The organism is Psychrobacter sp. ENNN9_III, assembly GCF_001462175.1.
Lineage (GTDB): Bacteria > Pseudomonadota > Gammaproteobacteria > Pseudomonadales > Moraxellaceae > Psychrobacter.
The window spans coordinates 1-12,521 of record NZ_LNUO01000146.1 but is presented as its reverse complement, the minus strand read 5'-3'; the positions used below and the strand labels follow the sequence as shown (position 1 = coordinate 12,521).

General features: G+C 42.3%; 7 protein-coding genes and 1 pseudogene. 1 reads left to right on the top strand and 7 read right to left on the bottom strand.

What is annotated here, in order from left to right:
• Positions 1-71 precede the first annotated feature (71 nt).
• The 3 genes from PENNN9_RS09095 to trmB form a co-directional block, all read right to left on the bottom strand.
• A complete protein-coding gene (locus PENNN9_RS09095) occupies positions 72-1,193 on the bottom strand; it encodes a regulatory protein RecX (protein ID WP_058369381.1) in 1,122 nt (373 codons plus the stop codon).
• Positions 1,194-1,234: 41 nt separating this feature from the next.
• Complete coding sequence (gene recA / locus PENNN9_RS09090) at positions 1,235-2,293, bottom strand: recombinase RecA (RefSeq protein WP_058369380.1); 1,059 nt, start codon at positions 2,291-2,293, stop codon at positions 1,235-1,237.
• Between the two features lie 1,060 nt (positions 2,294-3,353).
• Complete coding sequence (gene trmB / locus PENNN9_RS09085; RefSeq protein WP_413771744.1) at positions 3,354-4,091, bottom strand: tRNA (guanosine(46)-N7)-methyltransferase TrmB; 738 nt, start codon at positions 4,089-4,091, stop codon at positions 3,354-3,356.
• 420 nt (positions 4,092-4,511) lie between these two features.
• On the opposite strand from trmB, the gene PENNN9_RS09080 reads away from it, so the two are divergent.
• A complete protein-coding gene (locus PENNN9_RS09080; protein ID WP_058369378.1) occupies positions 4,512-5,441 on the top strand; it encodes a DUF2628 domain-containing protein in 930 nt (309 codons plus the stop codon).
• 50 nt (positions 5,442-5,491) lie between these two features.
• On the opposite strand, the gene PENNN9_RS09075 is transcribed toward PENNN9_RS09080, so the two are convergent.
• From PENNN9_RS09075 to PENNN9_RS09055, 4 genes and pseudogenes are all read right to left on the bottom strand, one after another.
• Positions 5,492-7,381 carry a monovalent cation:proton antiporter-2 (CPA2) family protein gene (locus PENNN9_RS09075; RefSeq protein ID WP_058369377.1) on the bottom strand — a complete coding sequence of 630 codons (1,890 nt, stop codon included), beginning with the start codon at positions 7,379-7,381 and terminating at the stop codon, positions 5,492-5,494.
• Between the two features lie 62 nt (positions 7,382-7,443).
• Positions 7,444-8,148, bottom strand: a complete 705-nt coding sequence (locus tag PENNN9_RS09070; RefSeq protein WP_058369376.1) for a hypothetical protein — start codon at positions 8,146-8,148, stop codon at positions 7,444-7,446.
• A gap of 542 nt (positions 8,149-8,690) precedes the next feature.
• Positions 8,691-9,860, bottom strand: coding sequence for a cation diffusion facilitator family transporter (locus PENNN9_RS09060; RefSeq protein ID WP_058369374.1), 1,170 nt, complete (start codon positions 9,858-9,860; stop codon positions 8,691-8,693).
• Positions 9,861-10,167: 307 nt separating this feature from the next.
• Positions 10,168-12,442 (bottom strand): annotated as a pseudogene (locus tag PENNN9_RS09055) (primosomal protein N').
• Between the last annotated feature and the right edge of the window lie 79 nt (positions 12,443-12,521).

Here is a 12,521-nt window from a genome sequence, read left to right as displayed (position 1 = left end):
GAGTACGTTTAATCACGTGCTCTTTTTTTGGCTATTTTCAATTCAAATAATGAGTTGACTACAAAAGCCAGTTAAAAGCGTTCGTCTAGTGTTTCTGGTGTATAGTTAAGAGCAGCAAAGCATACATCGGCTTTAAACCCGCGATACTGTAAAAACCGTAATTGTCGTGCTTTATCTTTTTGCTCAGTAGGGATGTCGTTACCGTATTTTTTGGTACGAGCTACTACTGCAAGCTTTAGCCAGTCAACACCTTCGACCAAATTATCTGGATCATCATCTACAAACTCACTAAACTCATCAGTCTCTGTATTAGCCATATCAATAAGCTCATCAATATTGCTTGGCATCTCAACTTTTTTGCGATAAAACTCCTGTTTAATACGACCACGACCACGACCTTTACGAATGCTTTCTCGAATCAGCATCAAGGTCGTACGATAATCACTTTGATAGCCTTTTTCCTCAAATTCATCGAGTAAAGTATCAACCTTATCGGGATCTTGCTCTTTATCCAAAAGTTTTTGTTTTAACTCAGCTTTGCCATATTCGCGGCGTGAAAGATAGTAAAATGCCAACCAGCGTAAACGACTTTCAGCTTTAATAGCGTCAATATCTGCTTGTCGCTGCTCAGGCGTGCGTAGATAGGCTTTTAGCGCGGATGGTAAATTATCTGTTTGACTATCTACTGCGCTGTCTTCGTTTGGTTTTGTGACGTCGTCATCATTATGATTAATTGTAGCGTCACTAATGTGATCTACAGCTGATTTTGCTCCTATATCAGACTTGTCGCCTATATTTGTTTCATGGACATTGTTTTTAACCTCTGCCAGTATCTCTTTAATACTTTGCGCTTTAGGTGGTTGATAGGTAGGTACAGTGTTAGGTTCAGGCTCAAAGCTAGCCGCTGGATGAAAGCGCTTCTTACGTTTTTTGGATTTAGTCTTAGCGGAGTGGTCATGAGAAGAGGGCGGAGAAGTATGACTAAGGTTATCAGAATTATCAAACGTCTCATCACCTTGTAAAGAAGGCTTAGGAGCGAATTTTTCAAATTTGGATTTAACGACAGAGTTCTTTTTTTTGGCAGGCTTTTTAGATAGATATTTTTGAGTGGCCGTTTTTGGCTTTAAGGCAGGAGTACTAGCTGAATCGGCTTCCGACTCAGCTAGAATTTCAGCTAATGTTTTAATATTCATAACTATTGATCAGTTAAAAAATAAAAGGAAAAATGCAGCCTTTATTGAACTGGCGCTGCGTCTGAGTCTTCATCCATATTGTCCGCATCTGGTGTCTCATTATTGTCAACAGCACCAAGTTTTTCAGCACGAATCTTCGCTTCAATGGCTTGAGCAATTTCAGGATTTTCTTTCAAAAAGATAACTGAGTTTGCCTTACCTTGACCGATTTTTTCATCCCCATAGCTATACCACGCACCAGCTTTACCGACAGCACCAACTTCAACACCTAGATCAATGACTTCAGCTAAATGATTGGTACCTTCACCATAGGTGATTTCAAACTCAGCCTGACGGAATGGAGGCGCCATTTTGTTTTTAATGACTTTAACACGAGTCTGATTACCGATGATTTCATCTCCGTTTTTAACCGCACCAATACGGCGAATATCCATACGTACTGAAGCATAAAACTTGAGAGCGTTACCACCAGTCGTGGTCTCAGGGCTACCAAACATAACACCAATTTTCATACGAATTTGGTTAATAAACACTACCATACAGTTGGAGCGCTTGGCATTACCAGTAATCTTACGCAAAGCCTGACTCATCAAACGTGCTTGCAGACCCATGTGTGAGTCTCCCATCTCGCCCTCAATCTCTGCACGCGGTGTCAAAGCAGCGACGGAATCAACGACGATCATATCAACCGCACCTGAACGTACCAACATATCAGTAATTTCAAGCGCTTGCTCGCCATTATCAGGCTGAGAAACTAATAGGTCGTCAGTGTTTACTCCCAGCCTGCGCGCATAGACAGGATCAAGGGCATGCTCTGCATCAATAAAAGCACAAGTACCACCTTGCTTTTGACACTCTGCAATTGCTTGTAGCGTCATAGTGGTTTTACCTGAGCTCTCTGGACCATAAATCTCAATAATACGCCCTTTGGGTAGTCCACCAATTCCAAGGGCAATATCTAACCCTAATGAGCCAGTTGATACAACGTCTACATCAAGCGCTGCCGAATCATCACCTAGATGCATGATGGTATTTTTGCCAAACTGCTTTTCAATTTGACCAAGTGCTGCTTTTAGTGCTTTGGCTTTATTGTCGTCCATAATGGAGTCCTTGTCATAAGTTGTCATAAAAGAGTAATTTGAAAATATAGCGGGTAAGTATGGGAGGTATTCTGTTAAATCGGCTGTCTCAACTTACCTTTAACATCATGGTTGTATAGATAAACGTGATATAAATATTTTATCTCACTATACAGTAAAAAATACCGATAATAAAAGTAGAATAAAGTTTAGAACAAAAGGGTTGGTAGGTGTGTGATTTGATGAAGTGATTATAACAAAATATAGGTGCGACATCATGATATGAAAGGTATCAAACGACAACAGCTGTCGTGTGATATAAAAGGAGATTTAACTGCTCAAATGGGTAGAAAGTCTTACCGTTATTATGATAGATTAAACTCACTAACAACAGAAGATGTCAATAAAAATATTGAGTTGTCCACAGAAAAAAATAGGCTTCAGAGTCGATTTTGTGAAACATTAATTCGTAATTAGAAAAATTTAAATTAATTTATAAAAAGTTATTTTTACTTTCACTTGAATATAAGTTATTGATTTAGATAGACATTTAAATTGTATAAAAATTAACCAATTTTACTTAAACCATTAGTTTATCAAGTCAAAAACGTGTCAAGTAGTCACTTATCCACATACTTATCCACAGGGAATGGGGAAAACTCTGCAATCCCTTATGCTATCAATGTTTGCGCTAATGTTAAAAGTCATTTATCCATTCTAGTCCTTTTTATTAGGGATGTTTTAGATGAAAATTGCCTTGATTCTTCTTCTTTTTTTGTCCATGTTTCACATTACTGAAAAGTACAGTATCCATGATAAACGCAGTCTTGAGCTGTCAAAAATCTAAAATAGTAAAAGAGTTTTTCATTAAAAAAGTTAACCAAAAATAGCAAGGGTTTTTATCTTTATTTTTAGAGTAAAGCCGCATTCTAGAGCCAAGCAAAGAGTAAGTAAGTCGATTAGTATGGTCTTGGTTAAACGCAAAAACAAAATTGGTATTAGAATCAGTTATATAGTCTCATAAAAAAGCGGCTAAGTTAATTAGCCGCTGTATATAAACCTTCAAAGAAAATATAAGAGTCTAGTCCTTAATATATATTAAATCCCATACGCCATGACCACGCTCTAGGCCGCGACGTTCGAACTTGGTCATTGGACGAAAGTCAGGACGTGCCGTAAAATTGCCCTTACCAGCTTGGTTACTAAGTCCAGCGAAATTATCTAAAACATCGACCATCCAAAATGCATAATGCTCCCAATCGGTCGCCGTATGGAACCAGCCACCTTGCGTTAAGCTACGAGTGACAATAGTCATGCGCTCAGGACTAACGAAGCGGCGCTTATAATGACGCTTTTTTTGCCATGGATCAGGGAAGTAAAGCTGGATACGGTCAATGTGGTTTTCTGGCAGCTGCTTTAGTAGCTGAATGGCATCACCATTGATGATTTTAACATTGGTTAAGTTCTGCGTACCGGCCATATAAGCACATTTGCCAATACCAGGCTCGTGCACTTCAACGCCAACAAAGTTACGTGCAGGATCGGCTGCTGCCATCTCAATGAACGAATCACCCAGACCAAAACCGATTTCTAGAGTGAGTGGAGCGTCACTACCATTAGGCGTGTCACTAAATAACGAGCGCAGATCGTTTATGTCTTTAAGATTGCCATCACCAAAACTGTTATTGACCAAATACTGAGCAAATTTTGGATCAGTTAGAGCCAGCTCAGCATTTTTATTCATGTGTGTACGGCGTTTCATAAACGTATTGACGATACGTTTATGTTTAGTATTGGATGCGTCTGCATTAGACGTCATAGACTCATTGGTCTGTGTGTCGGTGTCAGTCGATACATCGGTATGATTCTTGATAGGACTATCAGTGTGAGAGTGTTCATTCATAAGAGCAATAGAATTCAATTAGGTAGCGAATATGAGTGTATTATAAGTTAAATACCCTTATGTGTGAACGTGCAATATCATAATGCATGATTAAATTGCCAATGACTAAACTACTTTGATTTAACATCAGGTTTACAATGGCTTATACACGCTTTAATAGTCGCTATATTAGCCTATTGACCTATACTAAAGTACATCGTATCTGGCGTTTTATTATCATATAATAAAGTTCATTTATCGACACAATAAACCACCATTTAGTGTTCTAAGTTCTAAGTTCTAAGTTCTAAGTTCTAAGTAATTCTAAACCTTTACCAGTCAATAGAGTTTACTGCTATGTTATTTATTGAGACGGATTCGCCACCACCGTTTTATCAAGAACAGCTAACCCCTCTTAAGCGCAAAAAATTTGATCAATGGTTTATTGGTCATCGCACACAGGGTTATTATCTCAAGCGTTTTGCGCAATTTGATCGGCAAGGGTATCTGTCACCTAAGTGGCACTGGGCTGCATTTTTTATGACTCTACCTTGGCTTTTATATCGCAAACGTTATATGGATGCGCTTGTCTACAGCGTTGCTGGCTGGTCATTTATCCAGCTTAATATTGTCATCGCACTAGTCACGTTTGAGTTTGTAGCGATGTCATATATTCCAGATGTCTATCAGATGGCAACACGTATTGGCATTGCCGCGATGATTTGGTTATTTTGGTCGTTTATGGTGGCGCGCTGGACAGATGCATATTATTACCGCATGGCGAGGCGTGAGATTGCTGATGCTATCAATGACCATCCACGTGATGAGGCGGCACAGCAAGCGCATTTACGCCGTGAGGGCGGGGTGAGCTTATTTGGTTTAGGTTTGGGTTTTGGGTTTTTTGCTTTCGCGCTTATGGTAATCAATGTGCAGTTTTTACCTATTCTTGCTAAGAAAAAAGAAAACGAGGTGTTATTTGATGCGTATGACATTACTAAAAATGCGCAGAATCGAGTCGCGCTAATCTATCAGCAAACAGGCGAGTGTCCGACCAGCTTGCCCCTTAGTACCGATGCTCAGCAGGTACGCATGCATATCACTACGCAAGTGGACGGCCTACCTGCTACTGACTGCGCAGTGATGGCAACCGTTCAAAACGTCAAGTTTCCTATACGCTACCTAAATGGTCAAACGCTAGTATTTCACCATAATCCCGAAAGCGATAGCTGGAACTGCATAAGCTCGCTTAACAAAAAACAAGCTCCCAAACGCTGCATAACTAACTAAGGTTAAGTATTTAAATATTAGGACTGCTAAAGCTGGGTTTATAACAATCGCTATGCTTTAGGATCAGTGGCAATGTCGCTTGAAGTATCATCAACAGGCGTTGCTTGTTTCTTAAGAACTTCATAAAAATCCCCTAAGTCCATCTTACGCGCTTTACCAATATCTTCATCAAACAAGCTTTCAAGCTCTGCCATTGCCGATTGTGCTGATTCAATCATCCTCGCTTCATCATCATAGATAGCTTGCTGACGTTCAATCAAGTCATCATCATAGTCGCGAAAAGTCTGAATAGTGTCGCGTGCTTTTTCAGGTGAAATACCAAGCAGCTGTAAAGACTCACGTGACATATCTAACGAAGACAAATAGGTCTCACGCCAGATATGACGTACGCCAACCTCACGTAAACGATAATAATGTTGACGGTCACGGGCGCGCGCCAATACAACCAAATCAGGATAGTTTTTGCGTAGATACTCAGCGGTGGTAATAGAGCGCTCTAAGTCGTCAACCGCGATGATAAAAATACGTGCTTTACTGATACCAGCAGCCCGTAGAATTTCGGGGTTTTTGGGATCACCATAATAGACTTGGTTACCAAATTTACGCACAAAATCCACTCGGTTTGCCGAGCGTTCAATGGCCGTAAATTCGATATTATGCATGCGTAACACGCGCCCGATAATCTGTCCGACGCGTCCAAAACCTGCAATAATGACCGGATGTTCATGATCGGGGATCGTGTCATGCTCGCGACTAGGCTTACTTTTAGCAAATAAAGGCTCACCGATTTTATCCAATAGTAAAAAGGCGAGCGGGGTGAGTGCCATAGAAATGGTCACGATTAAATTTAGCGTATTTTCCATTTCAGGCGCCAATACATTTTGGGTCGCAGCGACATTGAATAATACAAACGCAAATTCACCGCCTTGAGCTAAGGTCACACCAAGTCGGATACTGGTCGGCCAGCGATTGCCTAGTACCTTTGCAATAGTGGTAATCACAGCGAACTTGATGAACATTAACGCCACGGCACAACTAATGATAAATATAGGATGTGCCAAGATAAGCTTTATGTCAGTTAACATTCCTACTGACATAAAAAATAGACCAAGCAGTAAACCTTTAAAGGGCTCAATACTGGCTTCTAGCTCATGACGATATTCAGAATCCGCTAAGAGTACACCAGTCAAAAACGCCCCTAACGCCATTGATAAACCAATTTGTCCCATCAAAATAGACACGCCCATGACGATAAATAAGGCAACAGCAGTCAGCAGCTCTGACGCACCACTAGATGCGACAAATTTAAAAAATGGTCGAATAACATAACGGCTGGCAAGGATAAGACCACCGAAGACGGCAAAAACTTTGGCAAAATAAATCAAATCGTAGCTTTGTTCGCGCACACCTGACAAAAACGGAATCACTGCTAATAGGGGAATAACGGCAATATCTTGGAACAATAATATGGTAAACGCTTCGCGACCATGCGTACTGGAGAGCTGCTGTTTTTCAGTGAGTATCTGTAGGACAAAAGCAGTGGATGACAGTGCTAGACCAAAGCCGACGATAAAAGCAGTGTCCAAACGTAGAGAGAAAAAATGATACAAAATGACCATTAATAGCGTGCCAGTAAGCCCAACTTGCAAGCCGCCGAGGACGAATATAGAGCGCCGTAGTGCCCAAAGCCGCGATGGTTGTAGCTCAAGACCAATAATGAACAGCAGCATGACCACGCCAAACTCAGAAAAATGTAGCAAGCTTTCAGCGTCGCCTGCCACATCTAACGCGCTTGGGCCTAGTATGAGTCCTGTAATCAGATAACCGAGAACAGTAGCAATACCGAAGCGTTTACCGAGAGGGACAAAAAGCAGCGCTGCACCCAAAAATATGGTGGCTTGTAGCATCAAGTTTGGAGAGCCGGCAGCGGCAGCGAACATATAACATCCTTAGCAATCAATTCAAGAGTATAATCAAAGATATAGTACATAAAACAATACAGTCATTTTTTGCGATAAATTTTCCAAACGCCATTGTCTGCTAATGGATTGTTATAAGCATCGTTACGGCGCTTACGCGGTGTCTGTCTACTATCGACGACTTTGAAATCAGGCAACGCATGGACGATAAGACCGGTACGATAAAAGCGTACGCGCTCAGGCTCCATCATCTCACCCTTACTATCGCGGCAAAATACATAAGCACGTAGGTCAATAAACTCACGATGCGCCACCAATCTTGCCTCGTCATCGTTATCAAATACTGCTGACATGCGCACAATTTCCTCAGCACTATAATCGCCGCATTTATCAGTCAGTGCGCCGACCGAGCCAAAGCTTTTGGATTCTTTGGCTCGGGTTTTGGTCAGATGCAGGCGCTGCACATGATAAATAAACTGCGGTATCTCAAGGCTGGCTGGCAGTGGTAGGTAGTCAGGTGGTAGGTTGGCTGCTGGATAAAAAGCCATCGCACGCTCAAGCAAAGTTTGCCAACGCTGCTGGTATGCTTGGACTTCTGCTAAGTTACCTTCGTAAATAGGCATGTCGCGGATTTGACGTAAAATGTCAGGCGGAAACTGCTCGTCACGAAACTTAGCAATGTCTTCTTGCAGCGTTGATAGCAAAACCTTGGCGTGTTTTTTGCCATCTTTTGACGTAGGGTTGTCAATATAGTCTGGGGCGACAAAGGGCGCTGAGCGTCTAGACATAGGATTATATCGTCAATAAGTAGGTTAAAAAATACTAATAAGTCTGCTTACCAATGTCAATTAGTATACTAAATAGTGGTTTATTATAGTTATTATAAACACATAAACCGCTTTAAGTTTAATTTGTTTAATGATTATAGTATTACAAGCTATGATGTTAAGGCTTTTATTAGATAGATGAGATGCACTGTGATGCTAAAGTTTTTAAAGCGACAAAAACAAGATACTTGGATTGTTACTACGCTAAGAATTTCTATACGCTTTATAATTTTGGGTTTTGTCCTAGCGTTTGGATTTGTGTCGATTATGGCATCAAACATGGGCCCAGCTTATCTACCTGATGTGTGCAATGGCTGTTTAGATTTATGGATTAGAGTGACGTTGTTAGGTCTTGGGCTACTGGTTTGGGTCATGACTCTAGTTTGGTCAATTTGGCTTATATTACGTCACATTTATCGTTGTATTAGACGTAATCAATAATAGAATACGTCTATACCTTCTACAATTCTTCGATCTAACGGCTCCTAATTGATTATTCGTTACTAATGACTATGCCCAATATGACTATTACTATCTATAGGACGTTCTGAGACATTACAAACCAGTGCATCGCTATGGGTGCTGGTCTGCGGGTGCGATAAGCTTTCAACCTGAATGGTGGCATGATGAATACCAAGCGCTAACAAACCTTGTTCAAGACTAGCAATCAATACACTGGCATCCGAGATTCTCATATCCCCATCGACCATCACATGGCAAGATAGCGCATTTAGCCCGCTGGTGATGCTCCAGACATGCAGGTCATGGACTTGTTTCACTTGTGGATGGGCAAGCAGCTTATCTTCAACATCGACCAGCGATATGCCTTCTGGCGTGCCCTCCATCAAGATATGTACCGAATCACGTACAACACGATAACCGCTTACTAAGATAAGTATGGCGACAATGACAGACGCTGCTGCATCCGCCCAAACCCAACCAAACCCCATCATTAATAAGGCGGCAATAATAGCGGCAACTGATCCCAGCAGATCACTTAATACATGCAAGTAAGCGCTTTGCATATTGAGGTTGACAGGCTCTTTTGTGTCAGAACTTTTAGCTTTTACATGGTCTTCATTTGATCCATGACTGTGCGCGTGCCCATCGCCACTGCTACTACCACGATGCATCAGCCAAGCGACCAAGATATTGACTAGCATACCGATGGTCGCGACGATTAGCATACCTTGGGTGGCAATCTCTGGCGGTGAGTTAAAGCGTTTGATCGCTTCATAAAAAATCATCAAGGCGATAATCACCAGCGTCGCACCATTAACTGTGGCTACGATAATCTCAAAGCGTTTATAACCAAAAGTTTTTTGATGGGTGGCTGTTTTTTCGCCGATTTTAAATGCCATTAAGGTTGCACCAAGTGCAATGGCATCGCTTAGCATGTGACCTGCATCAGATAATAGTGCCAAACTGCCAGTTAGTAGGCCACCAATCGCCTCAATAAACATATAACCTGTAATAATCACAAAGCTAATCAGTAACGTGCGTTGATAGCCTTTGGTATCTCGCGGTGCGGTAGTTTGCTTTAAGTGTTCATCATGATCGTGAGTATCTTGATTGTCAGGAGTATAGTTACTATCGTCATTTTTATACACATCAATAGGCTTACTTGGAGGCAAGTGCTTCTTTTGCTTATGATTGGGATCTTCTTGACTCATAACGTTACTCAAATTTATTAAGATTTATAGTAAATAACTTCAAGGACTAATGATAAATCTAACATAGTCGAGTATTAGAAGCTGTAACGACGAGGTAAAAATGAAGCCAGTAAGCTATAGTCGATTCACTGTAAAAATGACATAGTGCTACTGGTATAAATTTTCCTTGCATGCTGTTATCACAGAGGCTGCGCAAAATTCATTCCAGTAGCACTCTTCAATTTATAACCATGTTATTTTGAATTGACTATACGTTTAGTAGCCTAAGAATAATAAGAGGAAACGGTGATAAGTTTGAGGTGTAAGCCTACCAGCCAATAGGATCAATATCTAAAGTCAGTTTTAGGTATTTGGCGCTGGGCAGAGCCAGTACTGGTTGCCACCAGTGACTTAATACATGGTGGAGCTGCTGGCGCTCTTTGGCGAGCAGGAGTAGCTGCGCATGGTAGCGACTGTTTTTTTTTACTCATAGGTGCATCGATGGGACCTAATACTGCCAAGTTGTGGTTACTCGGCAAAATAGCGATGGCATCTTTAAGTACTTGCATGGTAGCGGCAAGGGTTTTGCCTTCACAGCGAATCAACGCGGCATGGGTGTAAGGCGGCAGTCCCATTATTTTGCGCTCTTGCAATAGCTCACGTGCAAATGATTGATAACCGTCTTTTACCAATTTTAATAATAAGTCGTTGTCGGGCTGCAATGTTTGAATCAGCACGCGTCCTGCTTTGTTGCCACGTCCTGCTCGTCCTGCTACCTGAATCATCAGCTGCGCAGTATGCTCAGGAGAGCGAAAATCCGCGGATAAAAAGCCGCGATCGGCATTGGGTAAGCATACAAGAGTGACGTTGGGAAAATGATGACCTTTGGCGACCATTTGCGTGCCAACCAATATGGCAGGATTGCCTTGATTAATACGCTGATAAATATTTTCCCAGCTGTCTTTGCGCCGTGTGGTATCGCGATCGATTTGAATAATCGGGTACAGCTCTTTGCTGGTTTGCGGATTGGCAAAAATCGCGTGCAAATTTTCGCTTAACCTTGTCGTACCTATACCTTTGGCATCCAAGTTTTGACTGCCACAATCAGGGCACACGGTTGGAATATAAGCTTGCCAGTCGCAGTGATGGCATTTTAGATATGAGCTATGTTGAGACTGACTATTATAATGAACAGTCAGATGGGCGTCGCAGCGTGGACAATCTGCTTGCCAGCCGCAAGCTTCGCATAATAAGACAGGTGCATAGCCGCGCCGGTTTAGGAACACCAATACTTGATCGCCAGCCTCTAGTGTCTGCCGTATTGCCCTAATCATGGCGTCTGTCAGCCCCGTATCGTAGCGTGCGCCATCGTCTGTCGTCTGTTGATGCGTACTTTGCAAGCGCGCATCAATAAGCTGCATGGGCGCAGGCTTGGCATTACCTGGTCGTGTTCGAAGCTGGCACTCTACCAGTTTGCCATCATCGACCAGTTTTAGATGTTCAAGAGAAGGAGTGGCGGTACCAAGTATGACTGGAATATTGTATTGTACACCGCGGTAGAGCGCGACGTCAGCGGCATGATAGCGCAAGGTATCTTGTTGTTTATACGAGCCATCATGCGCCTCGTCAACGACGATCAGCCCCAAGTTAGCAAAGGGGTAGAGCACTGCTGAGCGCGTACCAATGATGATTTGGGCGTGTCCTGTGCGGCAGTCTTGCCAGCCTTGCAGACGGTGAGTATTGTTCATACCAGAATGCAGCAACACAATATGAGCAGCAAAGCGACTGGCAAAACGGGCGCGTGTCTGCGGTGTCAAGCCAATCTCTGGCACCAAAATTAAAACCTGTTTCCCTGCCTCGAGTACCGCTTGCATGACTTGTAAATACACTTCAGTCTTACCACTGCCCGTAATGCCATTTAATAAAAAACCTGTGTAGCGCTGAGCTTGATGAGTAGCGATGATAGCGCTGACCGCCTGCTGCTGTTCTTCATTTAGATCAAGCGGCATTTTTGCTAATGTAACAGGAGACGGCGCTTGTTTTGGCTCAATATAGCGCTCAATCAGACCTTTTTCTTCTAATGTCCTTAAAAAGGCGCGCTCCATACCTTCTAATAACAGTACGTCTTCACTAGCACCGCGCGCGCCATGTAGCTTGAGCATATCAAACTGCTGCTTTTGTTTTTTTGCATTAGCATGAAAGTCATCGTCGCTTACATGCGGCAAAATCCGCCAGTGCGTAATCAGTAAGTCCAGCGGCTTGCCTTGACGCACTAGGCTTGGCAGGATAACAGCCAAAACATCACCGAGCGGGTAGTGATAATAACGCGCAAGCCAATAGGCAAGCTTTAACATACTGACATCTAAAATAGGTTCAGCATCTAGGCATTTATTGATGGGTTTAAGCTTACCGCTAGGCACACTGCTATCAGCTTCAGCGATATGAGCGATTACAATACCGATTAGGGTTTGACGACCAAATGACACCTCGACACGGCTACCAATCTGAGGCAAAGGCACGTTTGATGAGGCGTTGCTATCTGTTGATACGCTATAGTCAAATACCCGATAAAGGGGCACGGGTAGAGCAACTTGTACCAACATAAAATGCACCCCTAGCTTTTTGATATATAGCTTTTAAATTAAATTTTTAGATATGTAGCGTTTAGCTATTTAGATTTTA